Origin of the sequence: Sphingopyxis sp. (assembly GCF_036261875.1) — a bacterium.
GTDB lineage: Bacteria > Pseudomonadota > Alphaproteobacteria > Sphingomonadales > Sphingomonadaceae > Sphingopyxis.
Map to the genome: position 1 here is coordinate 97,773 of NZ_DATAJZ010000005.1, position 23,918 is coordinate 121,690.

27 protein-coding genes are annotated in these 23,918 nt (G+C 65.4%); 17 read left to right on the top strand and 10 right to left on the bottom strand.

The window, feature by feature from the left end; translation table 11 throughout:
* The first annotated feature begins 4 nt into the window (after positions 1 to 4).
* Both cysS and VHO04_RS01425 read left to right on the top strand, forming a co-directional pair.
* The gene (gene cysS, locus VHO04_RS01420; protein ID WP_329626694.1) at positions 5 to 1,483 is read left to right on the top strand and encodes a cysteine--tRNA ligase; all 1,479 of its coding nucleotides are present in this window, start codon (positions 5 to 7) and stop codon (positions 1,481 to 1,483) included.
* Between the two features lie 108 nt (positions 1,484 to 1,591).
* On the top strand, positions 1,592 to 2,551 hold the full coding sequence (locus VHO04_RS01425; protein ID WP_329626695.1) for a D-2-hydroxyacid dehydrogenase: 960 nt from the start codon (positions 1,592 to 1,594) through the stop codon (positions 2,549 to 2,551).
* A gap of 35 nt (positions 2,552 to 2,586) precedes the next feature.
* Here the strand turns inward: VHO04_RS01425 and VHO04_RS01430 are convergent, their stop codons facing one another.
* From VHO04_RS01430 to pyk, 7 genes are all read right to left on the bottom strand, one after another.
* Positions 2,587 to 3,435, bottom strand: a complete 849-nt coding sequence (locus tag VHO04_RS01430) for a metallophosphoesterase (RefSeq protein WP_329626696.1) — start codon at positions 3,433 to 3,435, stop codon at positions 2,587 to 2,589.
* Between the two features lie 49 nt (positions 3,436 to 3,484).
* Entirely contained in the window at positions 3,485 to 5,422 is a 1,938-nt protein-coding gene (locus VHO04_RS01435; protein WP_329626697.1) for a cytochrome C, read from the bottom strand.
* Between the two features lie 18 nt (positions 5,423 to 5,440).
* Positions 5,441 to 6,322 (bottom strand): hypothetical protein, encoded by an 882-nt coding sequence (locus VHO04_RS01440; RefSeq protein ID WP_329626698.1) that lies wholly within the window; start codon positions 6,320 to 6,322, stop codon positions 5,441 to 5,443.
* Entirely contained in the window at positions 6,322 to 8,757 is a 2,436-nt protein-coding gene (locus VHO04_RS01445; protein ID WP_329626699.1) for a cyclic nucleotide-binding domain-containing protein, read from the bottom strand. The genes VHO04_RS01440 and VHO04_RS01445 overlap by 1 nt, the downstream gene beginning before the upstream one ends.
* 404 nt (positions 8,758 to 9,161) lie before the next feature.
* Entirely contained in the window at positions 9,162 to 9,551 is a 390-nt protein-coding gene (locus VHO04_RS01450) for a DUF3060 domain-containing protein (protein WP_329626700.1), read from the bottom strand.
* Between the two features lie 207 nt (positions 9,552 to 9,758).
* Positions 9,759 to 10,532: an arginyltransferase gene (locus tag VHO04_RS01455; protein WP_329626701.1), complete on the bottom strand. Its 774-nt coding sequence runs from the start codon at positions 10,530 to 10,532 to the stop codon at positions 9,759 to 9,761.
* 364 nt (positions 10,533 to 10,896) lie between these two features.
* Positions 10,897 to 12,351: a pyruvate kinase gene (gene pyk, locus VHO04_RS01460; protein ID WP_329626702.1), complete on the bottom strand. Its 1,455-nt coding sequence runs from the start codon at positions 12,349 to 12,351 to the stop codon at positions 10,897 to 10,899.
* A gap of 107 nt (positions 12,352 to 12,458) precedes the next feature.
* On the opposite strand from pyk, the gene VHO04_RS01465 reads away from it, so the two are divergent.
* From VHO04_RS01465 to ruvB, 9 genes are all read left to right on the top strand, one after another.
* Positions 12,459 to 12,779 (top strand): DUF1244 domain-containing protein, encoded by a 321-nt coding sequence (locus VHO04_RS01465; protein ID WP_329626703.1) that lies wholly within the window; start codon positions 12,459 to 12,461, stop codon positions 12,777 to 12,779.
* Between the two features lie 63 nt (positions 12,780 to 12,842).
* Complete coding sequence (locus VHO04_RS01470; protein ID WP_058814959.1) at positions 12,843 to 13,085, top strand: DUF2312 domain-containing protein; 243 nt, start codon at positions 12,843 to 12,845, stop codon at positions 13,083 to 13,085.
* A gap of 41 nt (positions 13,086 to 13,126) precedes the next feature.
* Positions 13,127 to 13,444: a YbjQ family protein gene (locus VHO04_RS01475; protein ID WP_329626704.1), complete on the top strand. Its 318-nt coding sequence runs from the start codon at positions 13,127 to 13,129 to the stop codon at positions 13,442 to 13,444.
* A gap of 56 nt (positions 13,445 to 13,500) precedes the next feature.
* Complete coding sequence (locus VHO04_RS01480) at positions 13,501 to 14,247, top strand: YebC/PmpR family DNA-binding transcriptional regulator (RefSeq protein ID WP_257543647.1); 747 nt, start codon at positions 13,501 to 13,503, stop codon at positions 14,245 to 14,247.
* Positions 14,248 to 14,391: 144 nt separating this feature from the next.
* Positions 14,392 to 14,865, top strand: coding sequence for a crossover junction endodeoxyribonuclease RuvC (ruvC, locus tag VHO04_RS01485; protein WP_329626705.1), 474 nt, complete (start codon positions 14,392 to 14,394; stop codon positions 14,863 to 14,865).
* Positions 14,866 to 15,154: 289 nt separating this feature from the next.
* Positions 15,155 to 15,754, top strand: coding sequence for a Holliday junction branch migration protein RuvA (gene ruvA, locus VHO04_RS01490; RefSeq protein WP_329626706.1), 600 nt, complete (start codon positions 15,155 to 15,157; stop codon positions 15,752 to 15,754).
* Positions 15,754 to 16,419, top strand: coding sequence for a hypothetical protein (locus VHO04_RS01495; RefSeq protein ID WP_329626707.1), 666 nt, complete (start codon positions 15,754 to 15,756; stop codon positions 16,417 to 16,419). Before ruvA ends, VHO04_RS01495 begins: the two co-directional genes overlap by 1 nt.
* Positions 16,416 to 16,826 (top strand): GFA family protein, encoded by a 411-nt coding sequence (locus tag VHO04_RS01500; RefSeq protein ID WP_329626708.1) that lies wholly within the window; start codon positions 16,416 to 16,418, stop codon positions 16,824 to 16,826. Before VHO04_RS01495 ends, VHO04_RS01500 begins: the two co-directional genes overlap by 4 nt.
* Positions 16,819 to 17,847, top strand: a complete 1,029-nt coding sequence (gene ruvB / locus VHO04_RS01505; protein ID WP_329626709.1) for a Holliday junction branch migration DNA helicase RuvB — start codon at positions 16,819 to 16,821, stop codon at positions 17,845 to 17,847. The genes VHO04_RS01500 and ruvB overlap by 8 nt, the downstream gene beginning before the upstream one ends.
* Here the strand turns inward: ruvB and VHO04_RS01510 are convergent.
* Both VHO04_RS01510 and VHO04_RS01515 read right to left on the bottom strand, forming a co-directional pair.
* Entirely contained in the window at positions 17,827 to 18,033 is a 207-nt protein-coding gene (locus VHO04_RS01510; protein ID WP_329626710.1) for a helix-turn-helix transcriptional regulator, read from the bottom strand. The two genes, ruvB and VHO04_RS01510, sit on opposite strands and share 21 nt — an antisense overlap.
* Positions 18,026 to 18,466 carry a hypothetical protein gene (locus VHO04_RS01515; protein WP_329626711.1) on the bottom strand — a complete coding sequence of 147 codons (441 nt, stop codon included), beginning with the start codon at positions 18,464 to 18,466 and terminating at the stop codon, positions 18,026 to 18,028. Before VHO04_RS01515 ends, VHO04_RS01510 begins: the two co-directional genes overlap by 8 nt.
* 181 nt (positions 18,467 to 18,647) lie before the next feature.
* Here VHO04_RS01515 and VHO04_RS01520 point away from each other — a divergent pair, with 181 nt between their 5' ends.
* From VHO04_RS01520 to pal, 6 genes are all read left to right on the top strand, one after another.
* Positions 18,648 to 19,112, top strand: coding sequence for a YbgC/FadM family acyl-CoA thioesterase (locus tag VHO04_RS01520; RefSeq protein ID WP_329626712.1), 465 nt, complete (start codon positions 18,648 to 18,650; stop codon positions 19,110 to 19,112).
* Complete coding sequence (gene tolQ, locus VHO04_RS01525) at positions 19,106 to 19,804, top strand: protein TolQ (protein WP_329626713.1); 699 nt, start codon at positions 19,106 to 19,108, stop codon at positions 19,802 to 19,804. Before VHO04_RS01520 ends, tolQ begins: the two co-directional genes overlap by 7 nt.
* On the top strand, positions 19,804 to 20,310 hold the full coding sequence (tolR, locus tag VHO04_RS01530) for a protein TolR (protein WP_329626714.1): 507 nt from the start codon (positions 19,804 to 19,806) through the stop codon (positions 20,308 to 20,310). Before tolQ ends, tolR begins: the two co-directional genes overlap by 1 nt.
* Positions 20,311 to 20,319: 9 nt before the next feature.
* Positions 20,320 to 21,147, top strand: coding sequence for a hypothetical protein (locus VHO04_RS01535; RefSeq protein ID WP_329626715.1), 828 nt, complete (start codon positions 20,320 to 20,322; stop codon positions 21,145 to 21,147).
* Positions 21,144 to 22,523: a Tol-Pal system beta propeller repeat protein TolB gene (gene tolB, locus VHO04_RS01540; protein ID WP_414713067.1), complete on the top strand. Its 1,380-nt coding sequence runs from the start codon at positions 21,144 to 21,146 to the stop codon at positions 22,521 to 22,523. Before VHO04_RS01535 ends, tolB begins: the two co-directional genes overlap by 4 nt.
* Positions 22,524 to 22,633: 110 nt before the next feature.
* Positions 22,634 to 23,143 carry a peptidoglycan-associated lipoprotein Pal gene (gene pal / locus VHO04_RS01545; protein ID WP_257543670.1) on the top strand — a complete coding sequence of 170 codons (510 nt, stop codon included), beginning with the start codon at positions 22,634 to 22,636 and terminating at the stop codon, positions 23,141 to 23,143.
* Here pal and VHO04_RS01550 read toward each other — a convergent pair.
* Positions 23,130 to 23,912, bottom strand: coding sequence for a prepilin peptidase (locus VHO04_RS01550; protein WP_329626717.1), 783 nt, complete (start codon positions 23,910 to 23,912; stop codon positions 23,130 to 23,132). The genes pal and VHO04_RS01550 overlap by 14 nt on opposite strands.
* Positions 23,913 to 23,918 lie beyond the last annotated feature (6 nt).

Consider the following 23,918-nt stretch of genomic DNA (forward strand, 5'->3'; position numbering starts at 1 on the left):
GGATATGACCGATGTCCCTGCCCCGCTCGCGGACTCCGGTGCGCCCCTCCGGCTGTTCAACAGCCTGACGCGCAGCCTGGAGGATTTCCGACCCGTTCACCCGAACGAGGCGCGCGTCTATAGCTGCGGACCGACGGTCTATAATTATCAGCATATCGGCAACATGCGCGCCTATGTCTTTGCCGACACGCTCGGCCGCACCCTGTCGTTCAAGGGCTACGCGCTCCGCCACATCATCAACATCACCGACGTCGGCCACCTGACGTCGGACGCCGACGCGGGCGACGACAAGATGGAAAAGGCCGCCGCGTCGCAGGGCAAGTCGGCGTGGGACGTTGCCGCTTTCTATACCGCCGAATTCAAGCGCGACCTCGGCTGGCTGGGCATCCGCGATCCCGCCAAATGGACCGTCGCGACCGATTATGTGCCGCGCATGATTGCCTTCGCGACGCGTATCGCCGACACCCATTGCTACGAGCTCGATAGCGGCCTCTATTTCGACGTCTCGACCGTCGCCGATTACGGGCGCCTCGCGCGCGCGGTGACCGACGAAGGGGAAGGCCGGATCGAGGAGGTCGAGGGCAAGCGCCACGCCGCCGACTTCGCGATCTGGCGCAAGACCCCGCCAGGCGAGACGCGGCAGATGGAATGGGATTCACCCTGGGGCCGCGGCGCGCCCGGCTGGCATCTCGAATGTTCGGTGATGGGCGAATCCGAGCTCGGGATGCCCTTCGACATCCACACCGGCGGCATCGATCACCGCGAGATCCATCATCCGAACGAGATCGCGCAGAACCAGGCCTATCGCGGCTGCGGCAGTCTCGACTGCGCCGAACATTCGGGCGCCCGGATGTGGATGCACAATAATTTCCTGATCGACCGCGGCGGCAAGATGTCGAAGAGTTCGGGCGAGTTCCTGCGCCTGCAGTTGCTGGTCGATCGGGGTTATCATCCCCTCGCCTATCGGCTGATGTGCCTGCAGGCGCATTACCGCTCGGAGCTGGAATTTTCGTGGGAAGGCCTCGGCGCCACACTGACGCGGCTGAAGCGGCTGGTGATGGCGGCCGCATCGGTGCGCGATGCCGGCGAAGCGGAGATCGCCGACCGCCGCCTTGCCGACCTGCTCGCCAAATTCGACGCCGCCATGTCGGACGACCTCAACACCCCCGTCGCGCTCACCTTGCTCGAAGAGGCGGCGGCGATGAAGAAGGTCGACGCCGGTCAGAAGCGCACCGCGCTGGCGACGATAGACGCCGTGCTCGGCCTGCAACTGTTGGCCCTGTCGCGCGAGGATCTGCGCATCCGCCCCAAAGCCGCAACGATCGACGAACCGGCAATCGAGACCATCCTCGCCCGCCGCAAGGACGCCCGCGCGGCAAAGGATTTCGCTGCCTCCGACGCGTTGCGCGACGAACTCATCGCCGCAGGTGTCGAGGTGATGGACGGCGACCCGCTGGGATGGGATTGGCGGCTGGACAATTAATTCCCCTCCCGCTTGCGGGAGGGGTTAGGGGAGGGCATGTTGGCCCGACCCGTTGCGTATTTGGACAGGCCCTCCCCCGGCCCCTCCCGCAAGCGGGAGGGGAAATGCATGACCAAGACCATCACCGTCCTGTCCGGCCTGATCCGGCCGCTCGTCGAAACCCGCCTGCCTGGCTGGGTCGAACCGCGCTTCTTCACAAGCAAGGAGGAAGCGATAGCCCTCGCGCCCGAAGCCGAGATCGGCTGGTTCGACATGTACGACAAGAAGGACATGGCCGCCGCCATCACCGCGGCGACGAAGATGAAGTGGCTCAACTCGATCTATGCCGGGGTCGACGGCATGCCGCTCGACCTGCTCAAGGAACGCGGCACGGTGGTGACGAACGGCGCGGGGATCAACGCGATCACCATCGCCGAATATGTCGTGATGGGAATGCTCACGGTCGCCAAGGGCTATCGCGACGTCGTCCGCGCGCAGGAACGGCGCGAGTGGCTGATCGAATCGCCGGGCAAGGTCGAGCTCTACGGATCGAAAGCGCTGCTGCTCGGCTATGGTGCGATCGGCAAGCTGATCGAGGAGCGGCTGAAGGGTTTCGCGGTCGACGTCACCGTCGTGCGCCGATCTCCCCCCAAAGAAACTGGCGGCGCCAATACGCTCACCCCCGACCAGTGGCGCGCCCGGCTCGGCGAATTCGACTGGGTCATCCTCGCGGTCCCGGCGACCCCCGAAACCGACGGCATGATCGGCGCCGCCGAACTCGCCGCGATGAAGCCGACCGCGACCCTGATCAACATCGCGCGCGGCGCGGTGGTCGATCAGGACGCGCTCGTCGCCGCGCTCGATGCGAAACAGATCGCGTCGGCCTTCCTCGACGTCACCACCCCCGAACCGCTCCCCGCCGACGACGTACTGTGGAGCCTCGACAATGCGCATATCACCATGCACCTGTCGGGCCGCGCGCAGGACAAGATGTTCGTCCGCGCGGCGGAGCGCTTCCTCGATAATCTGGACCGCTGGCACAAGGGCGAGCCGGTCGAGCCGCGGGTGGATTTGACGCTGGGATACTGAAAAACGCCGTCTGCGCAAGCGCGACGGAAAAGCGCTCAATCCGGCCGTTCGGCCTTCAATTCGCGCACCAGCGGCTGCAGCCGTTCGTCATATTTGGCGAGCATCGTGTGCGCCCCGGCATGGTCGTAGAAGCTGACCAGTTCGCGCCCGTTCCAGCGGTGAATCGCATAGGCGGGGTCTTCGGCGACGATCATCGGACGATCGTCGGGCTTGTTCTCGTCGATCGGGCGAAGGTCGAGCGAGACCTGCGGCGCGGTCGACGAGCAGATAGCGATCGTGCGCCCCTCCCACGCGACGGTGACGGCGCGGTGGAGGTGGCCGCAAATGAGGCCGCGCACCTGGTCGTGGCGGCGGACGACGTCCGTGAAGCGATGCACCCATGGCTCGTCGGGATGGGTGTTCATCCATTCGATGCCGCTTTCGACGGGCGGGTGATGCATCACAATATAGGTCGGTTTGTTCCGGTCCTTCGCCAGTTCGGCGTCGAGCCACGCCGCGCGCGCCTCGCAGAAGGCGCCGCCGTGGCGTCCCTCCTCGAGCGTGTCGATCGTGACCAGCCGCAGTTCGGGCAGCTCGACCGCATATTGGATAAAGCCGTTGCCGTCGTCGAAGCCCGGAAACTGCGCGTGAAAATTGTCGCGCAGATCATGGTTGCCGACGCTCGGCCACACCGGAAAGGGGCAGCGCGAGAAAGCGGTCGCCAGCCGGCGGTAGCTGTCGGGGTCGCCGCGATCGGTGATGTCGCCGGTCGCGAGCAGCAGGTCGGGACGGTTCGGCCCCTCGATCAGCACGTCGAGCACGTCGTCGAGCCGCTTGCGGTTATATTCCGCGGGGTTGTCGGGATCGAAACCGATATGAATATCGGTGATCTGGGCGATCAGCATGTCCGTCCTCTGCCCCTGCTCCGGCCGCCTGGTTGCGGCCGCCCCATCATCATCCGCCCTGTCTTGCGAATCCCAGCACCGGTGTGCGCCATGTCACATCATAAAGATGACGCCGCGCCGGACCTGTGATCGCCGTCACAGCATAGACCTCCCGGGGTGGACGATCGGTAACCATCGCGACCTTTTTCTTGCGCTGACGCTCCGGCATCCACGGCTTGCCGCCGTCGCTGTGATATTCGTGGCACATGGCGCATGAGGATCGGGTCGGCTCCTTCACCTTTGCGATCGTGGCGCCGCTTTCGCCGACATGGCAGGTGCGACACGGCGCGAGTCCCGGAACCAGAAGCTGTTCGGAACGCTTCGACCGGGGCGCTTCGGTATGGCAGGTCGCGCACTCGACCTTGGCATGGCCGGGGTCGGCATGGTCGAACCAGCCCTTCGACAGGAAGCGCGGAGACTGGACGACCTTCTGGACCCGCCAGCGGTTGCCCGATGCCGGCGCAAAGATCGTGTGACAGTCATAGCAGGCCCCGCCCTTCGAAAAGACCGCCCGCACCGCATCCTGTGCGCGGTTCGGACGCAACGCGACTTCGCGGAAATAGATGTTGTAGACCTGCCCCTCGGCATAGGCCCCCGGCCGACGCCGTTCCATCCCGCCGAGTTGCAGCGGCCGCGTCGGCGGGGTCGAGCGGTAATAGGCGAAAAGATCGGCGACGACCTGATCGGGCTCGCCATGGCGCAGCGTGCGCGTGACGCCGCCGACGGTCTCGAACGCGAGGCTGTGGCACATCGCACAGTCGCGCTCCATCTCGACCGGCTTCATCCGCACCCCGTCGCTTTCGGGGCGATGGCAATTTTCGCATTCGAGCTTGTTGCCGAAATCATAGCGGCCACGGAAGCTCGCTGCCATACGGGCGACGCCGCCGGTCGCGCTCAAGTGGATGTCGTGCGGGAATTTGAGGCCGTTATAGTCAAGCGGCGCCTTGCCCGAGGCACGGATCGGCTTCGCGCCCGGCGCGGCATGGATCCACGGACGGAACTCGGGATGCAGCGTGCCGAAATCCGCGGCATCGGCGACCGTCGGCTTGAATCCCGCATCGATCAGCCGCGCCTTCATCCCATCGTGGCAGTCGGCGCAGAATTTCTGCGGCGTCGCGGGCATCGGCCCCGCGCCCTCATGCTCGGTATGGCAGTCGACGCAGCGTCCCTGCGGGCGGTTGAACGCTTTCGCGAACCCCGCGAGCACCTTCTCGCCCACCCCCGGCGGATGGCGCGCGGCGAGCAGCATCGCGGTCGGCGCATTGGCGTGCGCCATGCTCATCGCCTTATGCTCGCCGGTGTGGCAGCCGACGCACGCCTTGTCGGTCACCGCGACGAAGGGTTCGACATGGCACGCTTGGCAGTCGCCCTTCAGATTGGCGTGGGCGCTCGACAGCGGCCCCGACGACCAGGCCATGTCGGCGTGATAGCCCTGCGGCCGCTCATCGACACCGCGAAAGCTGTGCCAGGCCCAGATCGGCCCGATCAGGAAAGCGAGCAGGACGATGATGCCGAAGGTCCAGGCGCCCATGCGCTTGCCCGGCATTACCCCGGCGAGCGAAAAGGCTTTCGCTTCGTCGACATCCTTCGACGACTGCGACAATTCGTCGATCCGTTCGACGAGCAGGATGATGTCGTCGCCCTCGCGCGCGATGGTCAGGCGGTGACCGCCGAAACGCAATTCGGCGCCAGCGGCGCTGTCGATATCGGCGGCATCGACGGTGCGACCGTTGAAATCGAACCCCAGCCCCTCGCTCGCCGCGACGCGGACATGACGGCCATCGGCGCTCGTGATCGCCGCGTGCTGCGGGTTCACGGCCAGATCGGCGATATGGATGACATTGCCGGCGTCGCGACCGAGCGTGATCATATCGCCCGGCAGTGCCTGGTCGCGGATGATCTGCTTGCCCGTCTTCGTCGTCGAGATACGGCGCAGGATGAAGCTCATGGTCCCCTCTCCCCCGCCTTACCAGTAGAAGAAGACGCTGATGATGTGCGCCGACAGCGCCGCGATCAGCGCAAAGGTCAGCGGCACATGCACGTAAAGCCAGACTTCGAGCAGCGCGCGAATACGCAGATGCTGGCGCAGCCGCGCGAGCGCCGCCTCCTTTTGCGAGAGCAGGCCGACCACCTTCTCGCGCGCCTCGGCATCGCTGCTCCGCGATACGCGGAGCGCTCCGAGCGCGGCGGCGGTCGCGCAGCGGGAATAGCGCCCCGACAATCGCGCCATGATCCCGCCCGCGAACGGGTCCTCGTCGAGCGCCGCGAGCACCGGCGCGGTATCCTCGGGCGTCAGCGGCTGCGCGGCGGCGTGAAGCTGGCGGTCGAAGGCGCGGATCGCCTCGAGCATCTGCATCTGCGTCATCTCGTCGCGGTTGTTCGACAGCGCGGCGGGCAAGGTCGCATAGACGGTGACGCCGTAAAGCCCCGACAAAATCACCAGCATCATCAGCACCCAGGCAAGCGTGTGGACGTTCCAGCCGAGCTGGAAGCCGGTATGCCACGTCCCGATGACGATCAGGCTGAGCCCGAGATAGACATGCGCCGAGGTCCAGGCCTTCAAGGACCAGTAATCGCTCGTCATCTTGCGCTTGCGATAGCCGAGCGCGGTCAGCCACAGGATCAGCAGCGCGCCGATCGTCCCCAGCGTATAACCGTACCAGGTGCCGCCGCTAGGCCGCGGCGTGACGTCGATCAGCGCATAGGAGACGATGATCAGCAGGCAGAGCCCGCCAGAAATCTTCGCCCAGCGGAAATTGGCGTAGCGCAGAAAGCCCTCGTGCCGCCGCTCACGCACGCGCTCGGTCTGGGTCGCCTTCGAACGGCGCCGCTGGAAAAGCGAAGCCATCAGCCCGCATCCTCCTGAAGCCGCGCGATCGACAGGAATTCCTCGGGCGACACGCGGATCGCGGCGCCCGTCGGGCAGGCGCGCACGCACGCCGGGCCGCCCGCGATGCCCTTGCACATGTCGCACTTCACCGCGATCTTCTTGGGCTTTTCGTCACCCAACTGCTTCTTGGTCCATTTGGGCGACGGCTCGCCGGGACCGGGGCCGAAGCCGGTGAGCAGCCAGCGCAGCAGGCTGGGCTTTTCGGGCGGCGCGGCTTCCATGCGGATCACGCCATAAGGGCAGTTGCGCATGCAATTGCCGCAGCCGATGCAGCCGGGCTCCATGAACACTTCGCCGTCGGGGCCGCGGTGGATCACGTTCGGCGGGCAGTCGGCCATGCAGTGCGGATGCTCGCAGTGGCGGCAACTCGTCGGCACATGCAGATGCGCGAAGGTCTTGCCCGCCTCGCGGTCGAGCCGCGACAGGCCTTCGTGGCTGTCGGCGCACGCCTTCTCGCAATTGTCGCAGCCGACGCAGAGATTTTCGTCGATCAGCAGCGCGTCGGTCGCTTCGCCCAATCCCTCCTTCATGATGAAGCCCGCGGTATCGGAATAAAGGTCGACCGCGCTCGAATAGCTCGCCTTGCGCGATTCGATGAAGCTGTTCATCTGCGCACGCTCGGCCACCGCGGCCTCGGTCGCTTCGCGCACCTGCGGCCGCGCCGCGAGCATCTTGCGGAAGCTCTCTCCGGTCAGCTTGATGACTTCGCTGCCGACCGCGGCCTTCACCGTCGCATTGCGCGGCGCGCCGCTCAGCACCCCCATTTCGCCGAAGAAGCTGCCGGCGGGAAGATAGCGCAGGAAGATCGGCTTGCCGCCGATATCCTTCTCGACCACCATCGAGCCCGAGCGAATGACATAGACGTCGTCGCCCTGCTCGCCCTCGGCCACCACCACCTTGCCCGCGGGCACGCGCTCGACCTCGGCGGCGTCGACGACGGACTCCAGATCCTCGACCGTCAGCCCGCCCTTGAAGATCTGGAGCAACTGCCGTTCGAGCGAGATGCGGTTGATCGCGCGTTTTGCGCCCGGAACCGACCCCATCAGCTTGAGCGCTGCGGTGCGCGACACTTCGACGAAGATGCTGTCGGCGCCCGCGCGGATCGTCGCGCCGCGCTTGCGGCCGGAGATCAGGCCGACCTCGCCGAAAATCGACCCCTGTTCGATCGGCACGGTGACGCCCGGCGCGACCTCGACCTCGGCATGACCGTCGGCGATCGCGAACAGCGACGATCCGGGGTCGCCCTTCTCGAATACCACCTCACCCTTGCGGTAAAAGGCGACCTTCGAATCGAGCATGAACTCGCGCATCTGGAGCGGCGAGACGTCGGCGAAGATGCGCACCCGCTCGCGCAGATAGTCGAGCCATTCGGTCACGGATTTCTGCTGCGGCAGGCTCGCGAAGACCGCCATCAAATCCTTTTCGTCGGCGGGGGTCAGGCTGGTGTTGCCGTTGATGAACTCAACGACGTCATAGCCCTGATTCATGCAATGCTTGATCAGCGGATAACCCGCGAGCGCGCCGATCACGAAAATGCCGGGCACCGTCGATTCAAAAGTCGGCGACAGCTTGGGAAAGGCTTCGCGGTCGGGGCCCGTGAATTCGATCCCCATCGATTCGACGAAGCCGCGCGGCGCGACCGAGCCCAGCCGCGCGACGATCACGTCGCACTCGATCTTCTCGTCGCCGTTCGGCGTCTCGAGCGTCAGCCAGCCCGGCTCGACCAGCTTGGGCTGTGTCTCGGTGCGGATCGAGAGGAAACCATTCTCGCCCGCCTCCATCATGTCGGAGACATTCTTCGCCTTGGCGCGCGCGAAATCCTTCGATCGGTTGAGGATGGTGACGGTGTTCTCCAGCGCTTCCTCGGCGACGCCCAGCGCATTTTCGATCCCGGCGTCGCCCGATCCGACGACGGTGATATGCTTGTCCTTGAAATCCTCCGGGTCGTCGACCTGATAGATGATGTGCGGCAGGTCGGCGCCGCCGCAGCGCATGCGGTTCGGGTTGCCCTGCGTCCCGATCGCGAGGACGATCGTCTCGGCGTGATAGACGTCGCCTTTCGCGGTCCGAATCGCGAACGCGCCTTTCTCGCCCGTCACTTCGGCGACATCGGCGTGCTTGACGACATTCACCTTGTTGTTCGCGGCATCCTCATCCCAATTGCCGAGGATATATTCGCGCGCGCCCTCGGCAAAGCGGCAGTCGGAGCGCAGGTCGAGCCGCTCGGGCGTCGCCAGGACGCGCTTGCCCTTCTGATATTTGAAGATGGTGTCGGAGAGGTGATCGGTCTTTTCGAGCAGGACATGGCTCATCCCGAGCTGCCCCGCGCGCGCCGCGGCGCTCAGCCCCGCGGGCCCCGATCCGATGATCGCGACCTTCACGACGTCGCTCATGCGCGCGCATCCCCATGGCGGCGGCGATCATGTCCGGCGATGAAGCTGACGAAAGCGCGAACAGGCATCCCAATCCCCCAAATCGCCCACCCCTGAGCGACCACCTATGGATGCGACCCGGACTTATGTCCTGGACGAAGAGCTATGCCCTTGAAAGCGGGAAAAGGTCAACCGGCGAGAGGCTGCTGCGAGACGTTCGCAACTAGTGGATGAGAAGCGGAAGCGTCCTCCATCCTAATCCATTTCCACCGTCATTCCCGCGAAGGCGGGAATCCAGCTTTTTCCTTCCTTCGCGCCTTTGCGTGAGATTTATTAAATTTCACGGGAAGGCGCGAAAGCGCGAAGATTAAAGGGGAAAGAGAAAAGCTGGATTCCCGCCTTCGCGGGAATGACAGTGAGGAGAGTTACCGTCCCGGCCGCACCTGATTGTCGACGCCGCTCACCGCCAGCTTCGGCCTGCCCTTTCCAGCCATCCGCCACGTCACGACATTGTCGACGCCCGACACGGTGAGCGGGGCACCGGGGCGCAGGGTGATGCTGATCTGGTTGCCGACGCCGTTGACGGTCAGGCCGGGGCAGTCACCGACGAAGTCGATATGATTGTCCGAACCCGATACCTGGGCGGGCTGTCCACCGCAGTCGATCTGATGCGCCTGATCGACTCCGCTGACGGCCGCGCCGTCACGCGTTCCGGTGCCGTTATTCCGCTGCGCGGCAAGCGGCGTGGCGGCGACGGCAAGGCTGGCGGCAAAAGCTGGAAGCACATATTTCGCAGCGGCATGATAGCGGAACAAGGTCGTCTCCTTCGTTCCCCGCCTCGAAATTCCCTTGTCGTTCAATGCTATGGAAAAAGGTCTGCGTCAACGGGCGAACTCGCGCCTCAGCCCCTCCCCTCATCATCGTCACCCCGGACTTGATCCGGGGTCCCGCTTTTCAGGCGTCGTTAAGCGGGACCCCGGATCAAGTCCAGGGTGACGAGAGAGAGTGTGTGTGTGAGTGTGTTACGCCAGCTCGAACATCGCCGCGATGCGGTCCGATGCGATCGGCTCGAAGCGTGACCAGCCATCGGGGCCGAGCTTTTCGAGCGGGCGGAAGCGCGCCTTATACGCCATGCGCGCCGACCCTTCGATCCAATAACCGAGATAGACGTAAGGCAATCCGGCTTTCGCCGCGCGCAGCACATGATCGGCGATGATATAGGTGCCCAGTCCTTCGCGCAGCGGATGGTTGGCATCGAAAAAGCTGTAGATCATCGACAGCCCGTCGCCCTGCCGGTCGGTCAGGCAGCAACCGACGAGGCGGCCGCGGCTGCCGTCGGCGGTCGGCTCGCGATATTCGATCATATAGCTGTCGACCGGAGTCTGCTCGACCATATCGGCGAAATCCTGCTCGTCCATGTCGGCCATGCCGCCGTTCGGATGGCGCGAGCCCAGGTAGGAACGCAGCAACGCATATTGCTCCTCGGTCGCCCACGGCTTGCACGCGGTGGCGACGAGGTCGCGGTTGCGGCGGATCGTGCGCTTCTGCGAGTTGCTCGGCGCGAACTCGGCGGCGCAGACGCGCACCGACACGCAGGCCGTGCAGTCGGCGCAGCTCGGACGATAGGCGACCGACTGGCTGCGGCGGAACCCGATGCGGCCGAGCGCATCGTTCAATTCGTTCGCATTGGGTCCGCTAAGCTCGGTGAAGACCTTGCGCTCGGTCTTGCCCTCCAGATAGGGGCAGGGCGCGGGGCTGGTGACGAAGAAGCGCGGAAAACGGAACGGTGCGGACACGCGAGACAGACCTCCGAACGATGATGCGAACCCTTCCCACGCGGGTTCCGACACGCGACTTGCACCGACTATGCCGCCTGCCGTCAATGGTGCAAACATCATTTACCATTTTTGTCCGTCCCGGACTGAATCAACTCCGAAATTTTCTGAATCGCCCGGTAACTCTTGTGCCGGATTGAATCAAAAGCACCGTTGCCAACTCACCCGCATCCCCGGAATCGTCATCCCGGCGAAGGCCGGGATCTCGCCGGTGCGTCATGGCGATAGGGAGAGATCCCGGCCTTCCGCCTTTGGCGGAAGTTTATCCTGAGCGCCTGCCAAGGCAGTCGAAGGGCCGGGATGACGAAATAATGGAAGCTTCCGATCAGCTATAACCGCGCAGTTCGTCGCCGGTCAGCGTCGCGACATGCAGCACGTTGGTAGACCCCGGCGTGCCGAAGGGAACCCCCGCCATCATCACCAGCTTGGCCCCCGCCGTGCCGATGCCGTGACGCAGCGCCATGCGCTTGCCCTTGGCGATCATCTCCTCGAAGCTGCCGATGTCCTTGGTCGGCACCGCATGCGCGCCCCACAGCAGCCCCATGCGCCGCGCCGCGTCGCGTTTCGGCGTCAGGACGAGCAGCGGCGCGTTCGGGCGCTCGCGCGCAACACGGCGCGCGGTCGAGCCCGAGGCGGTGAAGCAGATGATCGCGTCGGCGGCGATCGTCTGGATGATCCGCCCCGCCGCTTCGGCGAGCGCGTCGGCGGTGGTCGCGTCGGGTTGCGTCTCGGTAAAATGCAGGCGGCGGAAATAATCGGGATCGCTTTCGACCGAGCGCGCGATGCTGTCCATCATCGTCACCGCCTCGACCGGCCAGGCGCCCGCCGCGGTCTCGGCCGAGAGCATGATCGCGTCGGCGCCGTCATAGATGGCGGTCGCGACGTCGGACACTTCGGCGCGCGTCGGCGAGGGCGAGACGATCATCGATTCGAGCATCTGGGTCGCGACGACCACCGGCTTGCCCATCGCCCGCGCGGTCGCGACGATGCGTTTCTGGAGCGGCGGCACCGCTTCGGGCGGCAATTCGACCCCCAGATCGCCGCGCGCGACCATCGCGGCGTCGGCGATCTCCAATATCTCCTCGAGCCGCTGGACACCCGCGGGCTTCTCGAACTTGACGAGCAGCGCCGCCTTGCCGCCGATCAGCCGCCGCGCCTCGGCAACGTCCTCGGGACGCTGCACGAAGGAGAGCGCGATCCAGTCGACATGCTGTTCGAGCGCGAAGCTCAGATCCTTGCGGTCCTTCTCGGTCAGCGCCGCGAGCGGCACGACGACATCGGGGACGTTGACGCCCTTGCGGTCCGAAATCCGCCCGCCGACCTCGACGATCGTCTCGATCCGCGCGGGCGAGACCGCCTGCACGCGCAGCACCAGCTTGCCGTCGTCGACGAGCAGCCGCGTTCCGGGCTCGAGCGCGGCGAAGAGCTCGGGGTGCGGCAGGTGGACGCGGCCCGCATCGCCCGGCGCCGTGTCGGTGTCGAGGACAAAGCGCTCGCCCTTCACCAGTTCGGCGGGCCCGTCCTTGAAGGTGCCGACGCGCAGCTTCGGTCCTTGCAGATCGACGAGGATCGTCGTCGGGCGCCCGGTGTCCTTCTCCAGCGCGCGGATCGCGGCGATCACTTTGGCGTGGCCTTCATGGTCGCCATGGCTCATATTGACGCGAAAGGCATCGGCGCCCGCGCGGTGGAGTGCGGCGATCATCTCGGGATTCGCGCTCGCGGGGCCGAGCGTCCCCAATATGCGGACCTTGCGCTGGCGGGGCGTGAAACTCTGGACCACAGATGCTCCGAAGACTGGAAGAATGATAGCCGCCTGCCTAGGCGCTCTGTCGCGGCGAAGGCAAGCCGCGTATAGCTATGCAACGCCCGAGACGAAGGAATTTCGCCATGTCCTGCAGCGACGACCCGACCACCCCGAACGATGCGCTCGACAGCCTCGACGATGCCGTCGCCGCCGCGGCCTTCCGCCGCCTTGTCCGCCTGCTCCGGCATCGCAGCGACGCCGCGAACATCGACCTGATGGGGCTCGCCGGATTCTGCCGCAACTGCCTCGGCGACTGGATCGCCGAAGCGGGCGCGCTGGACAAGGAGACCGGCCGCGCGATCGTCCACGGCATGCCCACCAAGGAATGGAAAGCGAGCTTCCACGTCGCCGCGACGCCCGAACAGCTCGCGCGGATGGAAGAAAGCATGGCCAAGAATCCCTGACCTCGCTAGGTGGGCGCCGAGGCGATTCTCGCCACCCCATCCAAACCTCAAGCGGAGTATAAAATGAGCGAAGCCACCGTGTCCGACGAACAACTGCGCCTTTTCATCGAGCGCATCGAGCGGCTGGAAGAAGAGAAAAAGGGCATCGCCGACGACATCCGCGACGTCTATCTCGAATCGAAATCGCAGGGCTATGACCCCAAGATCATGCGCCAGATCGTGCGCCTCCGGAAAATGCCCGTCCACGACCGCAAGGAAATGGAAGCGATCCTCGACGTTTACAAATCGGCGCTCGGAATCGCCTGAGCCCGCCTGGCAGGCCTGAACCCCCCAACAGGAGAGTGACGATGTTCAGCACCACGACCAACATCATCGAGGGCCATCCGGTCCGCGAATATCTGGGCATCGTCACCGGTGAAGTGATCGTCGGCGCCAACCTGTTCCGCGACCTGTTCGCGAGCATCACCGACATCGTCGGCGGCCGCTCGGGCAAATATGAGGACGTCCTTGCCCGCGCCCGCAAGGAAGCGCTCGGCGAGATGGAGGCCGAGGCCGCGAAGCTCGGCGGCAATGCGGTGATCGGCGTCGACCTCGACTATGAAGTACTCGGCCAGAACGGGTCGATGCTGATGGTGTCCGCCAGCGGAACGGCCGTGGTTGTCTGATCGCCCGCGCCGCGCTAGGGGCAGCGCCACATTTTTTCCATCCGATGGAGGTAGCTGTGGCCGGCCATAGCAAGTTCAAGAACATCATGCACCGCAAGGGCGCGCAGGATAAGAAGCGCAGCGCCCTTTTCTCGAAACTCGCGCGCGAGGTCACCGTCGCGGCGAAGATGGGCCTGCCCGACCCCGACGCGAATGCCCGTCTTCGTGCGGCCGTCAACGCGGCCAAGGCGCAGTCGATGCCGAAGGATAATATCCAGCGCGCGATCGACAAGGCGGCGGGCGGCGACGGCGACAATTACGAGGAAATCCGCTACGAGGGCTATGGCCCCGGCGGCGTCTCGCTGATCGTCGAAGCGCTCACCGACAACCGCAACCGCACCGCAACCAACGTCCGCACCGCCTTCGCCAAGAACGGCGGCAACCTCGGCACCAGCGGCAGCGTCAGCCACGGCTTCGACCGCCTCGGCCTGATCAGCTATCCCGCGAAGGCCGGCGACGCCGACACGGTGTTCGAAGCCGCGCTCGACGCGGGCGCCGACGATGTCGAATCGTCCGAGGACGGCCACGACATCTGGACCAGCGTCGACAGCCTGCACGAGGTCGCGAAAGCGCTCGAAGCCAAGCTCGGCGAGGCCGAAGGCGTCAAGCTCGCGTGGAAACCGACGCTGAAAAGCGAGATCGCCGACGAAAGCGTCGCGCAGACCCTGTTCAAGCTGATCGACACGCTCGACGACGACGACGACGTCCAGACCGTGTGGGGCAATTACGAAATCCCCGACGCAGTGATGGAAAAGCTTGGCTAAAAGTCAAAAGCCGTTCGCATCGAGCCCTTCGACTGCCTTGGCAGGCGCTCAGGGTAGACTTCCGGCTGCGCCGGAAGTCGAGATGTCCATCGGTCGAGCGCATCTTCGGGATGTCTCGACTTCGCTCGACACGAACGGAACATAGTGATCATCCTCGGCCTCGACCCTTCGCTCTCCTGCACCGGTTGGGGCGTCATCCGCGTCGAAGGCAGCCGGATCAGCCATATCGCCAACGGCCAGATCAAGACCGACGCCAAAGCCCCCCTGCCCGACCGCCTAGCCTATCTCGACGCCGTGCTCGCGGCGGTGATCGCGGACTATGCGCCGCTATACGCGGCGGTCGAAGAGGTCTTTGTCAACGACAATCCGCAATCGACGCTGAAACTCGCCCACGCCCGCGGCGTCGCTTTGCTCGCCTGCGCGCGCGGCGGGCTGACCGTCGCCGAATATGCCCCTCGCCTCGTCAAGAAGGCAATCGTCGGCACCGGCGGCGCGGCGAAGGAGCAGGTGCAGGCGATGCTCCGCGTCCTGCTGCCGGGCGCCAAGGTCGCGGGAGCCGACGCGGCGGACGCGCTAGCGGTGGCGATCTGCCACGCCAATCATCGGCCGCGCGGCTGAACAATCTCACGCAAAGGCGCAAAGGCGCGAAGAGAAAAGAGGCCCATACAAAGACACAAAGATGTCGGCGCATCGCATCAGCGTCTTTGCGTTTAACGGCCACGAATATCCTGCCGGACTTTGTCCGGCTATCAAAACATCAAGAACGGCGGGCGGGGCGAAAAACCGCCCTCTTCGGGTCTTTGTGTGAGATCATTCTCTCTTCCGTCTTCGCGCCTTTGCGCCTTTGCGTGAGCCTCCTTTTTCCTTCCCTGTTCCCTTTTCATTCCCACCGCGCTAGGCACGTCGCATGATCGCGAAACTCACCGGACGGCTCGACAGCAGCGGCGCAGGCCATGCGGTGATCGACGTCGGCGGCGTCGGCTATCTGGTCGAGGCGTCGGCGCGCACGCTGGACGCATTGGGCGCAGTCGGCAGCGACGTCACCATCCACACCGAGATGCTCGTCGGCGAGGATTTCCTGCGCCTGCTCGGCTTCGCGCGCGCAGAGGAGCGCGACTGGTTCCGCCTGCTCACCAGCGTCCAGGGCGTCGGCGCCAAGGTCGCGCTCGCGATCCTGTCGGCGCTCGAAATCGGCGACCTACAACGCGCCCTCGCGAGCAGCGACAGCGCGATGATCGCCCGCGCTAACGGCGTCGGCCCGAAGCTCGCCCAGCGCATCGCGCATGAACTGAAGGACAAGGCGGGGACGCTGGGCGGTATCGTGGGTTCAAATCCTTCTCTCGCAACCAAAGGCGGCCCCCTCAGTGACGCCGTCACCGCGCTCACCGGACTCGGCTTCAAGCCCGGCGAGGCAAGCACCGCTGTGGCCGCCGCCAGCGAGGTACTCGGTGCTGACGCCAGCCTCGACGCGCTCGTTCGCGCCGCGCTCAAAAAAGCCGCAAAGTGATGTGGAAAGCTATTACCAAAATCGCGTTTGTATTGGCTGTAACGAGCTTAGCATGGTTTAGCATCGCGGTGGCCATCATCGCGATTTGCGCCACCGTTCTCGTCGCAATTCACGACAAAGCGAGCTCACTTATAGAAATTTCCTTCGGGCCACTACGTGCGAAACTTGAACGCACGGTATCAGAATCTGAAAAACTGATTTCAGGCCTGCGCAACTTGGCTGTTGCGCAATCAAAAGCCATAGTGTCAGCGAGCGCCCATACCGGGCGCTTTGGGACCGCAGACGATTGGATATTCTCGGCATCTAAAGATATTGAAGCAGGGCTCCGTGCGATTGGCGCAACGGATGACGAGATTATGGAGGCCCGATCAGATTTGGTGAGGCTCACTCTCCGCGATCTAGGAGCGGCGGCCACCAACGGGAGCACGCTGCCGACCCAATTAGGCCAAGAGGCTACCAGCGAGTGGCAAGATTTCCGAAGAACCGAGAAGCTTTCAGATCCAGACTTCATTGAGGCCTGGCTTATCAAGCACATCGCGTTCGGCGCAGATCAACAGAAAATTGTTGAGGCCATGCGCTGGATTAGGGATGCCAGAGATATTCGGGATGCAGATCAATACCTATTGAGAAATATTGAATCACAGTTGGAAAAAGCCGCCAAATGAGCGACCGCATCCACCGCGCTTCCTGCCGCTGCGGCCAGATCCGCATCACCTGCACCGGCGAGCCGATCCGCGTGTCGGTCTGCCACTGCCGTGAATGCAAGGCGCGCAGCGGCAGCGCCTTTGCCGCGCAGGTCCGTTTTCCCGCCGAGCAGGTCCGCATCGAGGGCGAGGCGAACGCCAAGATATGGCAGTACACGGGCGAGAGCGGCAACACCGCCGACTTCTTCTTTTGCGGCACCTGCGGCTCGGGCGTCTGGTATAAAGCCCGGCCCTATCATGACGCCTATGCAATACCGCTCGGCAATTTCGAGCCCGGCCACGGCTTCGCGCCCGATTATTCGGTTTATGAGGAACGGATGGAGCCTTGGGTTTCGATCGCCGGCGAGGCAATAGAGCATTATGACTGAGCCGGCCCTCACCACCCCCCTGCGCACCCCCGAGGACGCCGACGCCGCGCTGCGCCCCAAGTCGCTCGCCGAGTTCGTCGGGCAAGCGGCGGCGCGCGAGAATCTGCGCATCTTCATCGAGGCGGCGAAGGCGCGGGGCGATGCGCTCGACCATGTGCTCTTCTTCGGGCCGCCGGGGCTCGGCAAGACGACGCTGGCGCAGATCGTCGCGCGTGAGCTCGGCGTCGGCTTCCGCTCCACCTCAGGCCCGGTGATCGCCAAGGCGGGCGACCTTGCCGCGCTGCTCACCAATCTCGAGGACGGCGACGTCCTGTTCATCGACGAGATCCACCGCCTCGCGCCCGCGGTCGAGGAAATCCTCTATCCCGCGATGGAGGACCGCGCGCTCGACATCATGATCGGCGAAGGGCCGTCAGCGCGCAGCGTGCGGATCGACCTGCCGAAATTCACTCTCGTCGGTGCGACGACGCGGCAGGGCCTGCTGACGACGCCGCTGCGCGACCGCTTCGGCATTCCGGTGCGGCTCAATTTCTATACCCATGGCGAGCTCGAACAGGTGATCGGCCGCGCCGCGCGCCTGCTCGGCCTCGGCATCGCGCCCGATGGCGCGCTGGAGATCGCGAAGCGCTCGCGCGGCACGCCGCGCATCGCGGGCCGCCTGCTCCGCCGCGTGCGCGATTTCGCGACGGTGGCGGGGGCACAGGTCGTCGATGCCAAGGTCGCCGACGCCGCGCTCAACCGGCTGGAGGTCGATGCGCTCGGCCTCGACGCGATGGACCGGCGCTACCTGACCATGATCGCCGACATCTATCGCGGCGGCCCGGTCGGCGCCGACACGCTCGCGGCGGGCCTGTCCGAGCCGCGCGACACGATCGAGGACGTGATCGAACCCTATCTGCTCCAGATCGGCCTGATCGCCCGCACCGCGCGCGGCCGGATGCTCAACGCGAGCGCGTGGAAGCATCTCGGCCTCAACCCGCCCGCGGGCACGCAGGACGGGCTATTCGATCAGGGCAAATAGCGTCTCGACCGGCCGCTCGAACGCGCGCGCGAGTTTCAGCGCCAGCACGGTCGAGGGCACGAACACCCCATTTTCGATCGTGTTGATCGTCTTGCGACTAACCCCGATGCGCTCCGCAAGCTCGGCCTGGGTCCAGCCCCGCGCTTCGCGCGCGCTTCGCAAATTGTTGGCCAGCCGGTCAGCCACGCATCGACCGCCGTTCCAATATCCCGAATCGCAGCACAGCGCAGGCAACCCCGGCGCTGATCATCAGGCGAAGCGTCTCACGCGTCGGGAAATCCTCGAACCAGCTCAGCGCATAGAGGGCGAAGGCGGTGACGATCATCGCCCAAAAGCCCTTGATCATCGCGTCGCGGCGATTGGCGATCGTCGTTTCGTCGTTCATCAGCGCTCGCACCGACGCTCCGCGCAGCAATCCGCCGCCCGCCGCGAGCAGGAACAGCAGCGCCGCCGCCCATACCACCCAGGCGGCAAGTTTGATCGTTTCGGGGCGGGAGGCAGGGACATCGGTCCCCAGGCTGCTTGCTAGGCTGGTCAGGAAGAGAAGTGCCATCACCGTCGCGATCCGCGCGCGGCGCGCAGTCAGCCGTTCGGCCAAAGCAAAATCTTCGCTGGTCATCGCGCCATCCTTTGCAACCTATAGGTGATATATGTAACCTTTGAGTTACACGAGTCAATAGGATTTTCTTCGGCGTCTGCGACCGGGAATCAGCGCTTTTCTCCGCCAGATGGCCGCGACTTGCGACGAACCGTTGAAGAGGGCTTTGCGACGAGTCGATGCCCCGCTATCGGTCTTAACCATGGCGGCTGTTCCTCCCCCCTTCGTCCCCGGCGCCTTCGTCGGGGCGGCGCATCATTACCGGGCGCGCGTCTATTTCGAGGACACCGACCTGTCGGGCATCGTCTATCACGCCAATTACCTCCGCTATATGGAACGCGCGCGCTCCGACATGCTGCGCCTCGCCGGAATCGACCAGCGCGCGGCGATGGAGGGCGGCGAGGGCGCCTGGGCGGTCACCGACCTGACGATCAAATATCGCAGCCCCGCAAAGCTCGACGACGATTTGCTGGTCGTCAGCACCGTCGAGGCGGTGCGCGGCGCGAGCGTGATCATCGCGCAACGCATCCTTCGCGGTCAGGACACGTTAACGGAGGGGCGTGTTACCGCCGCCTTTCTGTCGCCCGAAGGCCGGCCGCGCCGCCAGCCAGCGGGCTGGGCCGACCGCTTCACCGCCATCATGAATGGAGAGACCAACCCTTGCTAGACAATATCAAGCTGGCCGCCGACGCGGCGACGCTGTCCCCCATCGCGCTGTTCATTCAGGCCGACATCATCGTCAAGGCGGTGATGATCGGGCTGCTGCTCGCGTCGATCTATGTCTGGGCGGTGATCATCACGCACGGCCGCAGCGTCGGCAAGCTGATGCGCGCGTCGGAGGGGTTCGAGCGCGATTTCTGGCGCGCCGACAATATCGACAAATTCTATGACAAGAACAGCGGCGAGGAATTGCCGAGCGCGAAGATTCTCGCGGCAGGGATCGGCGAATGGCGCCGCTCGACCAAGGGCCGCAACGTCGACCGCGAGGGCACGCGCGAGCGGCTGGGTATCGCGATGAACAGCGCCGTCGCGGGCGAAGTCGACCGGCTGGCCGAGAAGATCGGCACGCTCGCCACCATCGGCGCGGTCGCGCCTTTCGTAGGTCTGTTCGGCACCGTCTGGGGCATCATGCGCAGCTTCACCGCGATCGCCGCGTCGAACAACAGCAGCCTCGCCGTCGTCGCCCCGGGCATCGCCGAGGCATTGTTCGCGACCGCGATCGGCCTGTTCGCTGCCATCCCCGCGGTGATCGCCTACAACGCCTTCTCGCAGCGGCTGAACCGCCTCGAATCGCGGCTCGGCCGCTTCGCCGACGGGCTGCACGCGATGTTCAGCCGCGAACTGGAGGTCGAGGGCTGATGGCGATGACCGGACCTTCGGGCGGTGTGAGCCGGCGGCGTGGGCGCGGCGGACGCCGCGCGCCGATGGCGGAGATCAACGTCACCCCGCTCGTCGATGTCATGCTGGTGCTGCTGATCATCTTCATGATCACCGCGCCCCTGCTCGCATCCGCCGTTCCCATCGATCTTCCCGAAAGCCGGGCGAAACCGGTCGAGACCGAGGAGCAGGAACCGATCCAGCTTTCGATCAATGCCGACGACACCCTCTATATCGGCGACGAGGTCGTTCCCGAGGCCGAGCTTCCCGCACGGCTCGATGCGATTGCGGGCGCACAGAAAGCGGGCGAGAAGCCGCGGCAGATCATGCTGCGCGCCGACAAGGGGCTCGACTATGGCCGCGTGATGCGCGTGATGGGCGAGCTCAACCGCGCCGGGCTGACGCGGATCGCGCTCGTCACCACCGGATCGGATGCCCCCGCACCCAGCGAGGCGGCGGTCACCGATGGTTCAGAGACGAACCCCTAGGCCGTGACCATGGCGGCGCAAACGGCACCACGGGGGAATCAGAAGACCGGCATCGCGATCGCGGTGGCGCTGCACGTCGTCGTGATCGGCCTCTTGTCGATCCAGTGGACCGGCGGCGACCGGCGCTTCGACAATCCGCCGATGGAAGTCGATCTGGTCGCCGAGACTGCGGCGCAATCCTCCGCGCCGCTGATCAGCGACACCCCGCCCGCCGCGCGGCTGGGCGAGGAGGATGCCGAAGACATCGCCGCGCCGCCCGAGCCCGTCCCCGCGCCGCCGCTGCCCGAGCCGGTCGTGCGTCCGACCCCGGCGCCCGCGCCGAAGCAGGTTGCGCGCGCCGTTCCCGCGCCGCCCAAGAAGACGCCTCCTGCCGCGCAAAAAGCGACACCGAAGCCAGCACCGAAGGCACCGGCGAAGAAGCCGACGAGTCGCCCGACCGGCCGCCTCGACGGCATCGTCGACGGCCTGTCGCGAACGCAGCCCAAGAAGCCCGCGAGCAAGGGCGCCCCCGCCGCGACGACCTCCGCCGAGCTCCGCCGCTCGATCGACGTCAGCATCAAGGCCAAGGTCGGCCCGCGCTGGGACCGCTGCAAGGTCAGCGGCGTCGATGTCGAAAAGCTGAACACCGTCGTGAAGTTCCGGCTGACTCCCGCCGGCGCCCTCGCGGGCTTCACCAGCGTGACGACGTCGGGCCAGAACGACAGCAACCGCTTCCAGGTCGCACGCCATCAGGAATGCGCGAAAAAGGCAGTCGAACTGGCCGCGCCCTTCGATTTGCCCGAAGAAAATTACAACTATTGGCAGAATTACACATTGGACTTCGACAAGGTGAGATGAGCATGACTCTTGCGAGATATTTGATCGCCGGCCTCCTGATGACGGTCGCCAGCCCCGTGGTCGCCCAGACCCAGTCCGTGCAGCCGCCTGTCGTCCAAGCGCCGGCGGACGGCCCGCGCGAATCGATCACCGGCACGCTGTCGCAGGACCGCACCGTCATCGCCGTCCCCGCCTTCGCGACCCCGGCGGCGGTCAATGTCGCGGGGCTCAACACCGCCAGCCTCGGCAAGCAGATTGCCGACGTCATCGCCGCCGACCTCGAACGCAGCGGGCTCTATGCGCCGCTCGGCCCCGGCAGCGTCCGCGCGATCAGCATGGCGGAAGTGCGCGCGCCGCAATTCGCCGACTGGCAGGCGCGGAATGCCGAGAATGTCGTCCATGGCTTCGTGCAGGCGAGCGGCACCGGCGGGCTCGTCGTCGGCTGCTACCTCTACGACACCGACCTCGGCAGCGAACTGGTGCGGCAGGGGTACGAGATCCAGCCCGCCGACTGGCGCCGCGCCGCGCATAAATGCGCCGACGCCATCTATTCGCGCCTGTCGGGGGAATCACCCTTCTTCGACAGCCGCGTCGCCTATATCGCCGAGAGCGGCCCCAAGGGGAACCGCATCAAGCGGCTGGCGATCATGGATTCGGACGGCGGCAACCACCGCTTCATCACCAACGGCCAGGCGCTGGCGCTCAGCCCGCGCTTCTCGCCCGATTACAAGAAGATCGTTTATGTCAGCTATTTGAACGACCGCGTTCGCGTCTTCATCTACGACGTCAATGCCGGCACGCAGAAGCTGGTGACCGAAAGCAAGAACGCAACCTTCGCGCCGCGCTGGTCGCCCGACGGTCGTCAGATTCTCTATTCGATGGCGGTCGGCGGCAACACCGACATCTATCGCATCTCGGCCGAGGGCGGCACGCCGGTGCGGCTCACCAGCACGCCGGGGATCGACGTCGGTGGCAGCTTTTCGCCCGATGGCAAGAAGATCGTGTTCGAAAGCGACCGGTCGGGCGCCCAGCAACTCTATACGATGAACATCGACGGATCGAACCAGCAGCGGATCAGCTTTGGCGGCGGCCGCTATGCGACCCCCGAATGGTCGCCGCGCGGCGACCTGATCGCCTTCACCCGCATGGGCGGCGGCGAGTTCCGCGTCGGCGTGATGACCCCGTCGGGCGGCGGCGAGCGGCTGCTCACCAACAGCTGGCAGGACGAGGCGCCGACCTGGTCGCCGAACGGCCGCGTCATCCAGTTCTTCCGCACCACGGCGGGCAAGGCGGGCAAATCGTCGCTGTGGCAGGTCGACCTGACCGGCGTGAACCTACGCCGCCTGCCGACGCCGCAGGACGGGTCGGACCCGAGTTGGGGGCCGATCCTGCCCTGATCGCGGCGGCGGAACCAAAGGAAATCCGCGGGGTTTGACTCTTTGCGTTCAATGCGGGTTAATCCCACGCGGTCACGACTGAAAAACGCAACAACAAGAGGACAGAAGACATGACGATACGCAAAACCACCGCGATGATCGCGGCGATCACCATGCTTGCTGTGGGTGCCTGTGCGAAGAAGGCGCCGGAACAACTCCCGCCCGCGCCTGAAGGAACGGGCACCGATACGGGAACGAATACCGGCGGTGTTGTCCCCGGATCGCAGGAAGACTTTGTCGCCAATGTTTCGTCCGACCGGATTTTCTTCGGTTTCGATCAATATAATGTCGATGCCGAGGATCAGGCGACGCTGCAGAGCCAGGCGCAATGGCTCGCCCGCAACCCCGCGGTGCGCGTCACGCTGGAGGGCCATGCCGACGAACGCGGCACCCGCGACTATAACATCGCGCTCGGCGAGCGCCGTGCCAATGCCGCGAAAAATTATCTCGCGACGCTGGGCGTCGACCCGAGCCGGATCGACGTGATCAGCTATGGCAAGGAACGCCCGGCGGCGCTCGGCTCGAACGAGGAAGCCTGGGCCCAGAACCGCCGCGCGGTGACCGTCGTCATCGCGCGATAAGCGCCGGCCATAGCGGCACTGTCGCCCAGGCGGCAGTGCAAGCAAAAAAACCGAAGGGGACCCGCCGCCGGACCAGCGGCCGGTCCCCTTTTCCTTGCGCGGCGAGCGCCCAGAGCAGCCCGCCGAGGCTGGCGAGCAACAGCAGCAGCGGCAACGCCTGCCAGCCGAGCCAGCAGCCGATCGCCGCGACGAGCTTGGGGTCGCCGCCGCCCATTCCGTCATCGCCGCGCAGGCGGCGATAGGTCCAGGCGATACCGCCAAGCACCAGCCCGCCCGCTAGCGCGCCGATCCAGCGATCGAGCAAATCGGCGCCGAGCATCGGGCCGGCCAGAAGCAATCCGGCGACCGCCAGCACGGCATTGAGCCGGTCGGGCAGCCAGAAATGCCGCGCGTCGAGCAAGGCGAGCGGCAGCAGCAGCCAGCCGAACAGCGCCCAGAGCCAGCCCGCGACGCCGGGCAGGAGCACGAGCGCGATGACGCCGATCAGCCCCGAAGCGATCTCGACCCGTCCGTGAAACGGATCGATCCGCGCCCCGCACCGCGCGCACACCCCGCGCATCCCGAGCGCCGACAGCAACGGCACCAGCTCCCACGCGCGCAGCGGTCGGCCACAACCGTCGCATTGCGAGCGACCGAGCACCGATCGTCCGGCGGGCCAGCGCAGCGCGAGCGTCGCGATGAAGCTGCCGAGGATCAGGCCGATGAGGCCTGCGAGAAGGACAGCGGCGCCGATAGGCAAGGCGTCGAGAATTGATGAAATAATCGTCATCTCTTC

Excerpts from the sequence above, each read along its gene's own strand:
- cysS (WP_329626694.1), top strand. The coding sequence starts at position 5 with ATGACCGATGTCCCTGCCCCGCTCGCGGACTCCGGTGCGCCCCTCCGG.
- VHO04_RS01425 (WP_329626695.1), top strand. The coding sequence starts at position 1,592 with ATGACCAAGACCATCACCGTCCTGTCCGGCCTGATCCGGCCGCTCGTC.
- VHO04_RS01430 (WP_329626696.1), bottom strand. The coding sequence starts at position 3,435 with ATGCTGATCGCCCAGATCACCGATATTCATATCGGTTTCGATCCCGAC.
- VHO04_RS01435 (WP_329626697.1), bottom strand. The coding sequence starts at position 5,422 with ATGAGCTTCATCCTGCGCCGTATCTCGACGACGAAGACGGGCAAGCAG.
- VHO04_RS01440 (WP_329626698.1), bottom strand. The coding sequence starts at position 6,322 with ATGGCTTCGCTTTTCCAGCGGCGCCGTTCGAAGGCGACCCAGACCGAG.
- VHO04_RS01445 (WP_329626699.1), bottom strand. The coding sequence starts at position 8,757 with ATGAGCGACGTCGTGAAGGTCGCGATCATCGGATCGGGGCCCGCGGGG.
- VHO04_RS01465 (WP_329626703.1), top strand. The coding sequence starts at position 12,459 with ATGTCCTGCAGCGACGACCCGACCACCCCGAACGATGCGCTCGACAGC.
- VHO04_RS01470 (WP_058814959.1), top strand. The coding sequence starts at position 12,843 with ATGAGCGAAGCCACCGTGTCCGACGAACAACTGCGCCTTTTCATCGAG.
- VHO04_RS01475 (WP_329626704.1), top strand. The coding sequence starts at position 13,127 with ATGTTCAGCACCACGACCAACATCATCGAGGGCCATCCGGTCCGCGAA.
- ruvA (WP_329626706.1), top strand. The coding sequence starts at position 15,155 with ATGATCGCGAAACTCACCGGACGGCTCGACAGCAGCGGCGCAGGCCAT.
- VHO04_RS01495 (WP_329626707.1), top strand. The coding sequence starts at position 15,754 with ATGTGGAAAGCTATTACCAAAATCGCGTTTGTATTGGCTGTAACGAGC.
- VHO04_RS01500 (WP_329626708.1), top strand. The coding sequence starts at position 16,416 with ATGAGCGACCGCATCCACCGCGCTTCCTGCCGCTGCGGCCAGATCCGC.
- ruvB (WP_329626709.1), top strand. The coding sequence starts at position 16,819 with ATGACTGAGCCGGCCCTCACCACCCCCCTGCGCACCCCCGAGGACGCC.
- VHO04_RS01515 (WP_329626711.1), bottom strand. The coding sequence starts at position 18,466 with ATGACCAGCGAAGATTTTGCTTTGGCCGAACGGCTGACTGCGCGCCGC.
- VHO04_RS01520 (WP_329626712.1), top strand. The coding sequence starts at position 18,648 with ATGGCGGCTGTTCCTCCCCCCTTCGTCCCCGGCGCCTTCGTCGGGGCG.
- tolR (WP_329626714.1), top strand. The coding sequence starts at position 19,804 with ATGGCGATGACCGGACCTTCGGGCGGTGTGAGCCGGCGGCGTGGGCGC.
- VHO04_RS01535 (WP_329626715.1), top strand. The coding sequence starts at position 20,320 with ATGGCGGCGCAAACGGCACCACGGGGGAATCAGAAGACCGGCATCGCG.
- tolB (WP_414713067.1), top strand. The coding sequence starts at position 21,144 with ATGAGCATGACTCTTGCGAGATATTTGATCGCCGGCCTCCTGATGACG.
- pal (WP_257543670.1), top strand. The coding sequence starts at position 22,634 with ATGACGATACGCAAAACCACCGCGATGATCGCGGCGATCACCATGCTT.
- VHO04_RS01550 (WP_329626717.1), bottom strand. The coding sequence starts at position 23,912 with ATGACGATTATTTCATCAATTCTCGACGCCTTGCCTATCGGCGCCGCT.